This is a genomic window from Roseateles sp. AC306, assembly GCF_979253795.1.
In genome coordinates, this window is sequence record NZ_CEEDEB010000001.1 from 805,469 (window position 1) to 819,043 (window position 13,575).

Here is a 13,575-nt window from a genome sequence, read left to right on the forward strand (position 1 = left end):
CGTCATCCTCCGGTGATGGGTTGGATCAGCGTCAGCTCGTCGCCGGGCTGGATCAGCGTGGTGCCGCGCTGGCCACGAGGCAGGAAGGCGCCATTCAGCGCGGTGGCGACGGCATCCGGCGCCCTCCCCTGCTCGGCCAGCAGCACCGCGACGCTCAGGCCCTCGCGCCAGGGCTGGAGTTGGTGGTTCAAGGTGAATTCAGACATGGCGAAGCGCCTCCTCAGACAAAGCCGGCGCCAGCAGCCAGCCGTGGCGGAACAGTCCGTTGATGCGCAGCAGCCCCGGCTCATGCTTGATGCGCGGGCGGTGATCCGGCAGCGCCGGGCGCAGGTTGGTGTCCATGTGGACGATGCGCGCCTCGGCCAGCGCCGGCAGCACGCTGTGCGCCGCGGCCATCAGCTCGACGGCGCTGCGCAGACTGACGGGAGAGCGGTCCTCGCTCTCCACCTCGGACGCGCCGACAACGATGACGTCGCCCGGCCTGGGCACGAGGTAGACGCGGTGGCGTGGGTGCAGCAGGCGAACGGGGCGGTTCAGCACGACGCCCGGCGCATGCAGCCACAGGATCTCGCCGCGCACGCCGCGCAGGTCCGGGCTGTCGGGCTTGGCGCCGAGGCCGCGCGTGTCGATGACGAGATCGGCATCCAGGCGACGGCCATCGTCCAGTTCAAGCACATGGGGACGGACCACGACCGCGCGGCGGCCCCAGAGCCATTCGACGCCGGGCGCCTGTTGCGCCAACGCCAGCAGCAATTCGCGCGGCAGCAACTGGCCTTCGCCCGGCAGCCACCAGGCCTTGAGGCCGGGCGCCAGTTCGGGCTCCAGCATGTGGAGCGCGGCGCGGTTCAGCGGCTCCGGGCCGTCGCCCAGCCGCGCCAGCACGCGCTGCGCGGCGCCCTCGTCGCCGCCGTGCGTCAGCAGCAGGCTGCCGTCGGTCCTGACGAGGCCGGGCTGGCCCAGCGCGTCGGCAATGGCCGGCCACAGCGCCAGAGACCGCCAGCCCAGCGTGGCGATCTCCGGCTCTGCATGCGCCTGCTCGGCCAGCGGGCTCAGCATGCCCGCCGCCGTGAAGGCCGCCGCGCCGGCTTGTGCCGGCCCTTCGGCGCGGTCCACAACCGTCACACGGTGCCCGGCCCGCGCGAGCTGCCAGGCCAGCAGCCGGCCCATGACGCCGGCGCCTGCAATGGCGATCTGCATCACGCCTGCGGCTTGATGGGGATGTAGAGCTCGCCGCCGCCCTTGCGGAACTCGGCGGACTTGCGCGCCATGCCGTCGGCCACCACATCGGCCGCCTCGAGCCCGCGCGTCGCGGCGTAATCGCGCACGTCCTGCGTGATCTTCATCGAGCAGAACTTCGGCCCGCACATCGAGCAGAAGTGCGCCTCCTTGGACGAGTCCTTGGGCAAGGTCTCGTCGTGATAGTCGCGTGCCGTGTCGGGGTCCAGCCCCAATGCGAACTGGTCGTGCCAGCGAAACTCGAAGCGCGCCTTGCTCATCGCGTCGTCGCGCGCTCGGGCGCCGGGGTGGCCCTTGGCAATGTCCGCCGCATGGGCGGCGATCTTGTAGGCGATGAGCCCCTGCTTCACGTCGTTGCGGTCCGGCAGGCCCAGGTGCTCCTTGGGCGTCACATAGCAGAGCATGGCCGTGCCCATCCAGCCGATCATGGCCGCGCCTATTGCCGAGGCGATTTGGTCGTAGCCCGGCGCGATGTCGATGGTCAGCGGGCCCAGCGTGTAAAACGGCGCCTCGTCGCAGTGCTTCAGCTGCTCGGCCATGTTGGCCTGGATGAGGTGCATGGGCACGTGGCCCGGGCCTTCGATCATGGTCTGCACGTCGTGCTTCCAGGCCACCTTGGTCAGTTCGCCCAGTGTCTTGAGCTCGGCAAATTGGGCCTCGTCGTTGGCATCGGCGCCGCTGCCGGGGCGCAGGCCGTCGCCGAGCGAGAAGGTCACGTCGTAGGCCTTCATGATTTCGCAGATCTCTGCGAAGTGCGTGTACAGGAAGTTCTCGCGGTGATGGGTGATGCACCACTTGGCGAGGATGGAGCCGCCGCGCGACACGATGCCGGTGCGGCGCTTGGACGTCAGGTGGATGAACGGCAGGCGGAGGCCGGCGTGGATGGTGAAGTAGTCCACCCCCTGCTCGGCCTGCTCGATGAGCGTGTCGCGGAAGACGGCCCAGGAGAGGTCTTCGGCCACACCGCCGACCTTCTCCAGCGCCTGGTAGATGGGCACGGTGCCGATGGGCACCGGCGAGTTGCGAACGATCCAGTCGCGCGTCGTGTGAATGTTGCGGCCGGTGGAGAGGTCCATCACCGTGTCAGCGCCCCAGCGGATGGACCAGACCAGCTTCTCGACCTCCTCCTCGATGCTGGACGTGACGGCCGAGTTGCCGATGTTGGCATTGACCTTGACGAGGAAGTTGCGGCCGATGATGGTCGGCTCCAGCTCGGTGTGGTTGATGTTGGCCGGGATGACGGCGCGGCCGCGGGCCACCTCCTGGCGCACGAACTCCGGCGTGATGATTTCCGGGATGGCGGCGCCCAGCGGGTCGCCGCGCAGGCGCTGCTCGCGTTCGGCATCCGACAGGTACTCGCGCATCCACTCGCGCCTGCCGTTCTCCCGCAGCGCGACGTATTCCATCTCCGGTGTGACGATGCCGCGGCGGGCGTAGTGCATCTGGCTCACGTTGGCGCCGGCCTGGGCGCGGCGGGGCTGGCGTTGCAGCGCGGCGGCCTCGGCGCGCAGCTGGGCGATGCGCTCGTTGTCCTCCTTGCCGCCGTCGTCCAGCGCGACGCGGGTGCGGCCCGCGTATGCCTCGGTGTCGGCGCGGTCCGCCACCCAGCTGGAGCGGATGGGCGGCAGGCCGCGGCGCACGTCAACTTGGGCGTTAGGGTCGGTGTAGGGGCCGGAGGTGTCATGCAGCACCACGCGCTCGCCGTTGGTCAGCGCGATCTCGCGCATGGGCACGGCCACGTCGGGCCGGCTGCCAGCCACATAGATCTTGGATGAGGCCGGAAAAGGCGCGCGCGTCAGCGACAGGCGCTCGTCGAGCGAGATGTTTTGTTCGGGGGCGTTCACGGCGGTCTCCTGGGGCAGCTGAAGGTGTGCTCCGGGGGGCCGCCTGTGGGTGTGCGAGGGCACCGCCATATCAAGTGGCCGCGCCCGCACGCCGCGAGGCATGCGCTCTCCTTACGCCGGTACTAACCGGTTCAAGTTCACGGGTTCAGTCTTCGTTGACTGTCTCAGCGTCGAGGTCTGGCAGGCCAGACCCCGAGCACCCCGGAGCGGGGGCGAATGTAGCGGCCCGCCGGCCGCGCTGTCAACGCGGGAAGGTGACGACGTGGTCCAGCTCAAGCCGGATGCCGATGCGCTCGCCGATGGCGTGGTTGTGATGCGAGGGCACGACAGACAGCACAGTCGCGCCGCTGGGCAGGCGCAGCGTGTACAGGAACTCCGCACCCCGGAAGGCCTTGGCGATCACCTCGGCGGTGATGGGGCTGTCGTCGTCATGCACGACATCGTCGGGGCGAAGCAGCACGTCAACGGCGCTGCCGTGCAGCGGCGTCGCACTGCGCACGATGCCCAGTTCCACGCGCAACTCGAGTTCGCTCTCGACCTGCGCCGGCAGGAAGGCGCCCTGGCCGACGAAGTCCGCCACGAAGCGGTTGGCCGGGCGGTGGTAGAGCTGGTAGGCGCTGTCCCATTGCTGAATGCGCCCTTCCGACATGACGCCGATCTCGTCGGCAATCGCGAAGGCCTCGTGCTGGTCGTGCGTGACCAGCAGCGCCGTCGTGCCAGACGGCGCGAGCAGGCCCCGCAGCTCGGCGCCCAGCCGTTCGCGCAGCTCCACGTCGAGGTTGGCGAAGGGCTCGTCGAGCAGCAGCAGCTGCGGCCGCGGCGCCAGCGCGCGAGCCAATGCAACGCGCTGCTGCTGGCCACCCGACAGCTCGTGCGGATAACGCGCCGCCGCATGCGCGAGGCCGACCGTGTCGAGCATCTGCTGGATGCGCAGCTTGGCCTCGCCCAGCCCGCGAAGGCCGCGCAGGCCGAAGCCGACGTTCTCGGCCACGGTCAGGTGGGGAAAGAGCGCATGGTCTTGGAACACCATGCCGATGCGGCGTCGCTCGGGCGGCAGCTGGTAGCCGGGTCGGCTGACGCTTTCGCCATCGAGCCTGATCTCGCCGGCATGCACCGCCTCGAAGCCGGCGATGGCCCGCAGCACGGTGGTTTTGCCACAGCCCGAGGGGCCGAGCAGGCAGCCGATGCTGCCGCGCTTGAGCGTGAGCGACAGCCGCTCGACGACCGTGCGCGCGCCATAGGCGATGTCGATGTTGTCGAGGGCGAGCCAGGGCGGCGTGTCGGGAGATGGGGTCATGTCGAGCGGGTCGCGGTCATGATAATTGCCCGCAATGCAATCGGCCCTGAACCTCCCCGCCACAACGCCCCGACGTCGCCTGCCCTCGCTGCGCGCACTGGCCCTGGTGGCCGCCGCGCTGATCGCCGCGCCGCTGCTGTCGGTGGCGGTCAATGTCTTCTCGCCCGGCACCGCCGGCACATGGCGGCACCTGCTGTCGACGGTGCTGCCGGACTATGTCGTTGCAACGCTGTGGCTGTGCGTGGGCGTCGGCGCGGGCGTGGCGGCGCTGGGCGTCGGCGCGGCCTGGCTGGTGACACGCTACGAGTTCCCGGGACGCGCGACCTTCGAGTGGGCGCTGCTGCTGCCGCTGGCCATGCCGGCCTACGTGATGGCCTATGCCTACACCGACCTGCTGCAGTTCGTCGGCCCGGTGCAGGGCTGGCTGCGCGAGAGCTTTGGCTGGCGGCGCGGCGACTACTGGTTCCCCGATGTGCGCTCGCTCGGCGGCGCCGTGGCGATGTTCTCGCTGGTCCTCTACCCCTACGTCTACATGCTGGCTCGCACGGCCTTCATGGAGCGCGCGGGCGGCATGATCGAGGTGGGCCGCACGCTGGGCCTGTCGCCGTTCCAGGCCTTTTGCCGCCTGTCGCTGCCACTGGCGCGGCCGGCCATTGCGGGCGGCGTGGCGCTGGCGCTGATGGAGACGCTGGCGGACTACGGCACGGTGTCGTACTTCGCCGTGCAGACCTTCACCACCGGTATCTACCGCGCCTGGTTTTCGCTCGGCGACCGCACGGCCGCAGCGCAGCTGGCGATGGTGCTGCTGGCCTTCGTCATCGCGGTGCTGGCGCTGGAGCGGCTGTCGCGCGGCGGCTCGCGGTTTGCCGACAGCACGCTGCGCAGCCGGGGCGTTGGGCGCGTGCCGCTGCGCGGGCCACGTGCGGTGCTGGCGCTGCTGGCTTGTGCGGCGCCGCTGGCGGGCGGCTTCCTGCTGCCGGCGGGCGTGATGCTGCACATGGCGCTGACCGAAGGCGATGCGCAATGGGGCGCCCGCTTCTTCACGCTGGCCGGCAACAGCATCCTCGTCGCCGGCGCCACGGCGCTGCTGGCCACGGCGCTGGCGTTGCTGATCGCCTATGCGGCGCGCGTCGACAAGGGCGCGCCGACGCGCTGGGCGCACCGTGTGGCCGGCCTGGGCTATGCGCTACCGGGGTCTGTCATCGCGGTGGGCGTGTTGATCCCGGTGACGCAGCTGGACCACGCGCTCGCCGCGCTGCTGCGCAGCTTCGGTATCGACGCCGGGCTGCTGATGACCGGCACGATCGCCGCCCTCGTCTACGCCTGCGTCGTGCGCTACCTGACCGCCGCGCTGCAGGCCATGGATGCGGGCCTGGCGCGCATCACGCCGCGCATGGAGCAGGCGGCGCGCACGCTGGGCCACACGCCCGCGCAGACGCTGTGGCGCGTGCACCTGCCACTGCTGCGCGGCAGCGCGCTGACGGCCGGGCTGCTGGTCTTCATCGACGTGATGAAAGAGCTGCCCGCCACGCTGGTGATGCGCCCCTTTAACTTCGACACGCTGGCCACGCAGGCCTACACGCTGGCGTCGGACGAGCGCCTGGCCGAGGCCTCGACCTCGGCGCTCGCCATCGTCGCCGTCGGCCTGCTGCCGATGGTGGTGCTGTGCCGGCACATCGTGCGCGGCACCCACCACCCATCGACTTGACTTACTTCCAACCCGCCCTGTCGAACACCTTCTGCGCGGCAGTGGTCGTCTTGGCCAGGTCACCGATGGGCAGCGCATCGGGCTTGAAGCTGCCCATCGCGTCCAGCGCGGGGTTCTTCATGACCGCCGACTTCACGACCGGCCACTCGTTGTTGCCGTTGGCGAAGTAGCCCTGCGCCTCGTCGCTGGCCAGGTACTCCAGGAACTTGACGGCCGCTTCCTTGTTGGGCGCGTGCTTGAGCACGCCGGCGCCGGAGACGTTGACATGCGTACCCCAAGTCTTCTGGTTGGGCCAGACGATGCCCAACGCCTTCACGACCTCCTGGTCCTCCGGCTTGGTGGAGCGCATCAGGCGCGCCAGGTAGTAGCTGTTGGAGATGGTCACGCCGCATTCGCCGGCGGCCACGGCGCGCAGCTGGTCGGTGTCGCCGCCCTTGGGCGCGCGCGCGAAGTTGGCGACCAAGCCCTTGGCCCAGGCCTCGGTCTTGGCTTCGCCGTTGTGGGCGATCAGCGCCGCGCCGAGCGACAGGTTGTAGGGGTGCGAGCCCGAACGCACGCAGACCTGGCTCTTCAGGCGTGGGTCGGCGAGGTCTTCATAGGTCTGCACCCAGTCGCTCTTCACGGCCGCCTTGTTGTGCACGATGACGCGGGCGCGGGTCGAGAACGAGAACCAGGTGGCCGTGCGCAGCCCGGCGGGCACGCGCTCTTCCAGCAGCTTGGACTTGACGGGCTGGAACAGGCCGAGGTTGTCGGCCACCTCGAGCCGCGCGGCATCCACGGTGATGAGCACATCGGCCGGGCTGGCCGTGCCCTCGTTGCGGATGCGCTCGACGAGTTCGTCCTCCTTGCCGTCCAGCCGGTTGATCTTGATGCCGGTCTGCTTCGTGAAATTGGCGTAGAGCGCTTCGTCCGTCTGGTAGTGCCGCGCCGAGTAGACATTGAGCACGGCCTCCTTGGCGGGTTGGGCAACGGCGCTCAGGCCCGCAAGGGAGAGGGAAACACAGAGCAGGGCACGACGCAGCATCGACAGGGCTCGGCAAGGAATTGAAGAGGCCGCATGCTAACAAGAACGATTCTCGTTTGATGGCCGACTGGCCAAAACGAGGGCGAGCAGGACCAGCGCGGTGCCCACCACGAAGCTCAACCGCAGCCCACCCGCAGCGAACACGGCGCCCATGGCCGAGGCGCCGGTGATGAGGCCCACGTTGCGCGACAACGTCAGCAGGCCAGCCACGACCCCACGCTGCTCGGCCGCCACATCGGCCATGACGGCGGTGTTGTTGGCGGCCTGGAAGAGCGCATAGCCCGGCGTGACGATGACGAGTGGGCCGACGTAGGCGATGGCACCAAGCGATGCTGGCAGCACGGCAATGAGAAGGCAGCCGAGCGCCATCAGCGCAAGACCGGCCTGCGTCATGCGTCGCGCGCCGAGACGGTCGACCAGGCGTCCCGCCGGCACGCCACTGAGCGCTGACACGATGGGGCCGATGGACATCAGCGCGCCGACCGTGACCGCGCCCAGGCCTAACGCGCCGCTCAGGTGGAAGGGGCCGACGACGAGCGTGGCCATCATGACGGCGGACACGAGGGCGTTCATGGCCAAGCCGGCGCTCAGGGTCGGGTCGCGCAGGCGGTCCATCCGCACCAGCGGCGACGCGGCGCGCGCCTCGGTGCGCAAGAAGATCAGCACGCCCATCGCAGCGGCGGCGAGCCAGCCGACATGGCGTGTCATTGCCAGCGCATAGGCCGCCAAAGTCAGCGCGAGCCACAGCGTGCCGGGGACGTCGAAGCCCGCTGCACCGCCCTCCTGCCGGTCCGCCGGCAGGCAACGCCAGGCCATGGCAAGGGCCAGCAAGCCGAGCGGCAGATTGACGACTAAGACAGCCTGCCAGCCGAACGTGCCGATCAACACGCCGCCCAGCGACGGCCCCAGCGCCGTGCCGACCGCTGACATCGTGCCCAGCAGCCCCATCGCGCTGCCTGTGCGCGCCTTGGGCAGGGCCGCGCCCACCATCGCCATCGTCAAGGCCATCATGGCGGCGGCGCCCACACCCTGCAGCGCACGGGCGGCGATCAGCAGCGGCAGCGTGGGCGCCAGTGCGCCGAGTGCCGAAGCGACCGTGAACAGTGCGATGCCGGCCAGCAGCAGGCGGCGCTTGCCCATCAGGTCGCCGAGCCGGCCGGCGCCGACGATGAGCGTCGTCGTAGCCAGCAGATAGGCCAGCACGACCCACTGCACCTGAGCCAGGCCGGCGTGGAAGGTCGTCGCCAGCGTCGGCAAGGCGACGTTGGCGCTGCTGATGGCCAGGGACGGCAGCAACGTGCACAGCGCGAGGCTGGCAAGCACGCCAGTGAGGCGCGCTGGGGCGGTTTCAGCGGGATTGGTGAGGGTCGTGGTGTTCATGCCCAGACCTTAGACATTGGCCGGGCCTGGCGGAAGACGCATCATCTGCACTTCATACCTGCACGAGACGCCATGTCAGATCCGGATCTCAATTTGCTGCTGACGCTGGACGCCCTGCTCGCCGAGGGCAGCGTGGCCGGCGCCGCCCGTCGGCTGCGACTGAGCCCGTCGGCCATGAGCCGGTCGCTGGCCCGGCTGCGCGAGGCGACCGGCGACCCGCTGCTGGTGCGCGCCGGGCGTAGGCTGGTGGCGTCGCCGCGGGCGCTGGAGTTGCGAGAGCGGATCGGGGCGCTGGTGCTGGAAGCGCAGGCGGCATTGAGGCCGGCTGATGCGCTGAAGCTGGACCGGCTGGAGCGCGAATTCACGCTGCGCACGCGCGAGGGATTTGTCGAGAACTTCGGCGCCGCCCTGCTCGCTCGCGTCGCCGCCGAGGCGCCCGGTGTACGCCTGCGTTTCGTACCCAAGCCGGATCGTGACAGCGGGCCGCTGCGCGACGGCAGCGTGGATCTGGAGACCGGCGTCATCGGCTCGACGACGGGACCGGAACTGCGCGCCCAGGCGCTGTTCCGCGACCGCTTCGTGGCCGTCGTCCGCCAAGGTCACGCGCTCGCGAGCGGCAAACTAACGGCGAAGCGCTACGCGGCGGGCCGGCACGTCGCCATCTCAAGGCGCGGCAAGGTGTCAGGACCTGTCGACGAGGCGCTGGCCGCCCTGGGCCTTGCCCGCGACATCGTCGTCACGGTGGCGGGGTTCTCCGAGGCATTGGCGCTGACGCGCGCCACGGACCTGATTGCCACGGTGCCCGAGCGGCACACCGGCCATCTGCGCGATGGCCTGCTGACTGTCGATCTACCGCTGGCGCGGGAGCCGTTCACCGTCTCGCTGCTGTGGCATCCGAGGATGGACGGGGATGCGGCGCATCGTTGGTTGCGGGGATGCGTGCGCGAGGCTTGTTCGCGGTGAACTCAAGGTCGCTGCGATTCGCATCAACGCGAGCCCACTGGGACTACGCCACCATTGACAGCGCAGCACCGGGCGCCTCGATCGCACCTTCGTTCAGTCACGGCCAACAGCAGCGCAGCACTTATCCCTTCAGTAGCTGCGCCCCATCCACCTTGGCCGCGCCCTTGTCGAACGTCCAAAGCGGCTGCTCGCTGGCCTGGGCGGCCAGGGCGATGTGCAGGCAATCGGCAAAGTCAGCCGAGCCCTGGCGGAACAGTTGCAGCGCCACTTCCAGCGCACGCTCCGATTCGATGCTTAGTTCCGCTGCCGAAAAGAGATGCGACAGCGCGACCAGCACGTCATCCTTGGCAAAGCCGAAGCTCTTGCGAAGCACCCATTCAAGCTCAAGCACGACGGTGACGGGCACGAACAGAGTGACGCCTTCGGCCACGCAACGACTGATGAGCCGGCGCGCAGCGGCGAGTTGCGCGGCGTCGTCTTCGACGAGATAGCGAACCAGCACGTTCGTGTCCAGCGCTGCCATCGCGCGGACCCCCTTCAGCGCCAGGGATTCATGTCGTCGACGCCGACGTGCTTGCCCTTGGGGGGCTTGAGCATGCCGGCCATGTCCAGAATGGACTTGGTCTTGGCCCGGACGATGATGGTGCCGTCCGGCATGGCGGACCACACCAGACGGGTGCCCGGCTTGGCGTCGATAAGGGCCCGAATGTCCGCAGGAACGGTCGTCTGGCCCTTGGCGGTGACGGTGGATTCAGCCATGGCCTCTCCTTACATTTCCGCCTATTGTAATTCGACGCATTTCGGCATCGGTCATTAAAAAGAGCCGACCACTCGCGCAGCCGGCCCGAAGCGCTGAAGCGCTCGAGGGAGATCGTTTAATCCTTGTCGGCAGGCATTGCCCCAGGCATGCCGTGCAGCGGCAGCGAACTCGCACCGCCCTGCTCCGCCTTCTTGGCCGCAGGTTTCTTGTCCCGCACCAGATAGCTGTACAGCACCGGCACCACCACCAGCGTCAGCAGCGTCGATGTGATGACGCCGCCGATGATGGCGCGGCCCATGGGGGCTTGAATCTCGCCGCCGTCGTTCAGCGCGATGGCCATCGGCAGCATGCCGAAGACCATGGCCGCCGTCGTCATGATGATCGGGCGCATGCGGATCAGGCCGGCCTCGCGCAGCGCCTCGGCCACCGTCGCGCCGGCCTTGCGGGCGTGGTTCGCGAAGTCGACGAGAAGAATCGCGTTCTTCGTCACCAGGCCCATCAGCATGACCAGGCCGATCATCGAGAACACGTTCAGTGTCGAGCGCCACAGCAGCAGCGCCAGCATCACACCGATCAACGCGAGCGGCAGGCTCGCCATGATGGCGATGGGTTGCAGGAAGCTGCCGAACTGGCTGGCCAGCACGATGTAGATGAAGATGGCCGCCAGCGCCATGGCCGCCAGCAGGCCGTTGAAAGCCTCCGCCTGCTGTTTGCCGGCGCCGTCCACCTTGAAGCTGGTGCCCGGGGGCAGCTGCGTGGCCTTGATCAGCTTCTGCACGTCGGCGTTCACGTCGCCGCCCGGGCGGCCCTGCACGCCGGCGAACACGGCCTCGCGGCGTTGCAGGTTCTCGCGGCGGATGACCTCGGGGTTGAACACGGGCTCGATGGTGGCGACCTGGTCCAGCGTGATGGGCGCGCCCGTGGCCGAGAACGCCACCGGCAGCTTGGCCATCTGCTCGATGCGCTCGCGCTGTTCGCGCGGCAGGCGCAGCAGCACCTCGACCTGGTTGCCGTCCGGCGTGGTCCAGTAGGTCGCGATCTCGCCATTGACGTAGGCGCGCAGGCTGGACGCCACCTGCGGCGCCGTCAGCCCCAGTTCGCGGATGGCCGAGTCCTTCAGGCGCACGGCAAAGGCGGGCAGGCCGGGCTTGACGGTCGTGTCCACGTCCACCGCACCGGGGATCTTCTTGATCTGCTCGACCAGGTCCTTGGCCGCCTGCGTCAGCACCTCGGGGTCGTTGCCCAGCAGGGTGATCCAGATCGGGCGATCAAAGCCCACGCTGACCTCGATGCCGGGGATCTTGGCGATGTCGGCGCGGATGGCGTCCTCGATCTCCTTCTGCGAGCGCTTGCGTTCGCTGCGGTCGGTCAGCGTGATGTTCAGCGATGCCTGGTTGCGGCCCGTGGCCAGGCCTTCGCCGGTGCTGCCCACGACGGAGGACACAGTCTTGATCTCGGGGTAGGTCTTGAGGATCTCCTCGATCTGCGCGACCTTGGCGCTGCCGCGCTCGATGCTGCTGGCCACGGGCATGCGCAGGTTGACCTGCGTGAAACCGTTGTCCGTCTGCGGCACGAACTCGCTGCCCACCAGCGGTGCCAGCATCAGCGCCGCGGCGAAGCTGGCGACGGCGCCCCACATCACCAGGCCACGCGGTGTCAGCGTTGCGAAGCGGAACACGCGCTTGGCGGCCTTGTCACGTTTGCCTTCGGCATCAAAGGGATGGCCGTACGCAGGAACCGGCGGCACGAACACGCGGTAGCGGCGACCGGAGAACGCCCAGTCGATGGTCCTGGCGTACAGATCGTGCAGGCGGTCCATGCCCCAGTCGGTCCCGCGAATCAGATGGCCGATCACGGGCCAGTGCTTGATGCGCGTGCTCGGCGGGTCGTGCCAGACGGAGGACAGCATCGGGTCGAGCGTGAAGCTGACGAACAGGCTGACCAGCACCGCCACCGCCACCGTGATGCCGAAGGGATAGAAGAACTTGCCGATGATGCCGCCCATGAAGGCGACCGGCACGAACACGGCGCAGATGGCAAAGGTGGTCGCCATGACGGCCAGGCCGATCTCGTTGGTGCCGTCGAACGATGCCTGGCGATGGTCCTTGCCCATGCCGACGTGGCGCACGATGTTCTCGCGCACGACGATGGCGTCGTCGATCAGCAGGCCGATGCACAGGCTCAGCGCCATCATCGTCATGAAGTTCAACGTGAACCCAAAGGCATGCACGGCAATGAAGCTGGAGATGACGGCGATGGGCAGCGTCAGGCCCGTGATGATGGTGGAGCGCCAGCTGTGCAGGAACAGGAAGACGATGGCGACCGTCAAGAGCGCGCCTTCGATCAGCGTGTGCTGCAGGCCGGTCAGCGAGCCCTTCACGAAGTCGCTGGCGGCGTAGATCATGCGCAGCTCCACGTCCTTGGGCAGCGTCTTGCGCAGCTCCGCCATCGCCTCCTTGACGGCCTCGCCGGTCTTGACGATGTTGGCGTCCTGCTGCTTGAAGATGTTGAAGCTAACGGCGGGCTGGCCGTTGATGCGGGCGATGCTGTCCTGCTCGCGTTCGCGCTCGACGAGGGTGCCGAGGTCGTTCAGCGTCAGCGCCAGGTTGCCGCGGCGGGCGACGACCATCTGGCCGAAGGCCTTGGGGTCCTTCACGCGGCCCTCGACACGCAGGATGGCGTCGGAGGTCTGGTCGGACAGCAAGCCCACGGGCTGGTCGGTGTTGGCCTCGGCCAGCGCCTTGGCGATCTCGGCCGGCGTCACGCCGTAGGCGCGCAGCCGCATCGGGTCCAGGTCGATGCGCACCTCGCGGGTGGTCATGCCGCCCACGTCCACCTTCGCCACGCCTTCCACGCGGCCCAGGCGCTTGGAGACGATGAGGTCGGCCATCATCGAAAGCTCTCGCGAGCCGCGCGTCGGGCTCAGCAACGCCATCACGACGACGGGCTGCGAGTTGTCGTTCTCGAAGCGCTGCACTGTCGGCGGCTTCGCGTCACGCGGGAACCGCGCCTGCGCTGCGGCCACGCGGTCGCGCAAATCCTGCATCGCCCGGCCCATGTCGGCGTTCAGCGAAAACTCGACACTCGCCTGCACACGGCCCTCGAAGCTGCGCGACTGGATGCGCTCCACGCCGGCAATCGTGTTCAGCGCCTCCTCCAGCGGCTTGGCAATCTCGCGCTCGACAGCCTCGGGTGAGGCGCCGGGATAGCGCACGTCCACTTGAGCACCGGGGAAGGAGATGTCGGGCATCTGCTCGACACCCAGCTTGGAATAGGAAAACAGGCCCAGCACGCACAGGGCCACCATCACCATGGTCGCGAAGACCGGGTTCTGGATGGAAACGCGGGTCATCCACATGGCGC

Annotated in this window: 11 protein-coding genes and 1 riboswitch; of the genes, 2 read left to right on the forward strand and 9 right to left on the reverse strand. The window is 68.8% G+C overall.

The window, feature by feature from the left end; genetic code table 11:
• Window positions 1-2: 2 nt before the first annotated feature.
• From thiS to AC0IZJ_RS03420, 4 genes are all read right to left on the reverse strand, one after another.
• Entirely contained in the window at window positions 3-206 is a 204-nt protein-coding gene (gene thiS / locus AC0IZJ_RS03405) for a sulfur carrier protein ThiS (RefSeq protein WP_471846647.1), read from the reverse strand.
• On the reverse strand, window positions 199-1,197 hold the full coding sequence (locus AC0IZJ_RS03410; RefSeq protein ID WP_471846649.1) for an FAD-dependent oxidoreductase: 999 nt from the start codon (window positions 1,195-1,197) through the stop codon (window positions 199-201). The genes thiS and AC0IZJ_RS03410 overlap by 8 nt, the downstream gene beginning before the upstream one ends.
• Entirely contained in the window at window positions 1,197-3,080 is a 1,884-nt protein-coding gene (thiC, locus tag AC0IZJ_RS03415) for a phosphomethylpyrimidine synthase ThiC (RefSeq protein WP_471846651.1), read from the reverse strand. Before thiC ends, AC0IZJ_RS03410 begins: the two co-directional genes overlap by 1 nt.
• A 91-nt stretch (window positions 3,081-3,171) precedes the next feature.
• Window positions 3,172-3,294: riboswitch (TPP riboswitch) on the reverse strand.
• Window positions 3,295-3,321: 27 nt separating this feature from the next.
• Window positions 3,322-4,377 carry an ABC transporter ATP-binding protein gene (locus tag AC0IZJ_RS03420; RefSeq protein WP_471846653.1) on the reverse strand — a complete coding sequence of 352 codons (1,056 nt, stop codon included), beginning with the start codon at window positions 4,375-4,377 and terminating at the stop codon, window positions 3,322-3,324.
• A gap of 34 nt (window positions 4,378-4,411) precedes the next feature.
• On the opposite strand from AC0IZJ_RS03420, the gene AC0IZJ_RS03425 reads away from it, so the two are divergent.
• Window positions 4,412-6,085 (forward strand): ABC transporter permease, encoded by a 1,674-nt coding sequence (locus AC0IZJ_RS03425; protein ID WP_471846655.1) that lies wholly within the window; start codon window positions 4,412-4,414, stop codon window positions 6,083-6,085.
• A gap of 1 nt (window position 6,086) precedes the next feature.
• On the opposite strand, the gene AC0IZJ_RS03430 is transcribed toward AC0IZJ_RS03425, so the two are convergent.
• On the reverse strand, window positions 6,087-7,109 hold the full coding sequence (locus AC0IZJ_RS03430) for an extracellular solute-binding protein (RefSeq protein WP_471846657.1): 1,023 nt from the start codon (window positions 7,107-7,109) through the stop codon (window positions 6,087-6,089).
• A 36-nt stretch (window positions 7,110-7,145) separates the two neighbouring features.
• Entirely contained in the window at window positions 7,146-8,489 is a 1,344-nt protein-coding gene (locus AC0IZJ_RS03435; RefSeq protein ID WP_471846659.1) for an MFS transporter, read from the reverse strand.
• Between the two features lie 72 nt (window positions 8,490-8,561).
• On the opposite strand from AC0IZJ_RS03435, the gene AC0IZJ_RS03440 reads away from it, so the two are divergent.
• A complete protein-coding gene (locus AC0IZJ_RS03440) occupies window positions 8,562-9,452 on the forward strand; it encodes a LysR family transcriptional regulator (protein WP_471846661.1) in 891 nt (296 codons plus the stop codon).
• A gap of 121 nt (window positions 9,453-9,573) precedes the next feature.
• On the opposite strand, the gene AC0IZJ_RS03445 is transcribed toward AC0IZJ_RS03440, so the two are convergent.
• The 3 genes from AC0IZJ_RS03445 to AC0IZJ_RS03455 all read right to left on the reverse strand — a co-directional run bounded on the left by AC0IZJ_RS03445 (window position 9,574) and on the right by AC0IZJ_RS03455 (window position 13,570).
• Window positions 9,574-9,975 (reverse strand): PIN domain-containing protein, encoded by a 402-nt coding sequence (locus AC0IZJ_RS03445; RefSeq protein WP_471846663.1) that lies wholly within the window; start codon window positions 9,973-9,975, stop codon window positions 9,574-9,576.
• 14 nt (window positions 9,976-9,989) lie between these two features.
• Entirely contained in the window at window positions 9,990-10,211 is a 222-nt protein-coding gene (locus AC0IZJ_RS03450) for an AbrB/MazE/SpoVT family DNA-binding domain-containing protein (RefSeq protein WP_471846665.1), read from the reverse strand.
• Between the two features lie 116 nt (window positions 10,212-10,327).
• Window positions 10,328-13,570 carry an efflux RND transporter permease subunit gene (locus tag AC0IZJ_RS03455; RefSeq protein ID WP_471846667.1) on the reverse strand — a complete coding sequence of 1,081 codons (3,243 nt, stop codon included), beginning with the start codon at window positions 13,568-13,570 and terminating at the stop codon, window positions 10,328-10,330.
• Window positions 13,571-13,575 lie beyond the last annotated feature (5 nt).

Excerpts from the sequence above, each read along its gene's own strand:
- thiS (WP_471846647.1), bottom strand. The coding sequence starts at position 206 with ATGTCTGAATTCACCTTGAACCACCAACTCCAGCCCTGGCGCGAGGGC.
- AC0IZJ_RS03410 (WP_471846649.1), bottom strand. The coding sequence starts at position 1,197 with ATGCAGATCGCCATTGCAGGCGCCGGCGTCATGGGCCGGCTGCTGGCC.
- AC0IZJ_RS03420 (WP_471846653.1), bottom strand. The coding sequence starts at position 4,377 with ATGACCCCATCTCCCGACACGCCGCCCTGGCTCGCCCTCGACAACATC.
- AC0IZJ_RS03425 (WP_471846655.1), top strand. The coding sequence starts at position 4,412 with ATGCAATCGGCCCTGAACCTCCCCGCCACAACGCCCCGACGTCGCCTG.
- AC0IZJ_RS03430 (WP_471846657.1), bottom strand. The coding sequence starts at position 7,109 with ATGCTGCGTCGTGCCCTGCTCTGTGTTTCCCTCTCCCTTGCGGGCCTG.
- AC0IZJ_RS03435 (WP_471846659.1), bottom strand. The coding sequence starts at position 8,489 with ATGAACACCACGACCCTCACCAATCCCGCTGAAACCGCCCCAGCGCGC.
- AC0IZJ_RS03440 (WP_471846661.1), top strand. The coding sequence starts at position 8,562 with ATGTCAGATCCGGATCTCAATTTGCTGCTGACGCTGGACGCCCTGCTC.
- AC0IZJ_RS03445 (WP_471846663.1), bottom strand. The coding sequence starts at position 9,975 with ATGGCAGCGCTGGACACGAACGTGCTGGTTCGCTATCTCGTCGAAGAC.
- AC0IZJ_RS03450 (WP_471846665.1), bottom strand. The coding sequence starts at position 10,211 with ATGGCTGAATCCACCGTCACCGCCAAGGGCCAGACGACCGTTCCTGCG.
- AC0IZJ_RS03455 (WP_471846667.1), bottom strand. The coding sequence starts at position 13,570 with ATGTGGATGACCCGCGTTTCCATCCAGAACCCGGTCTTCGCGACCATG.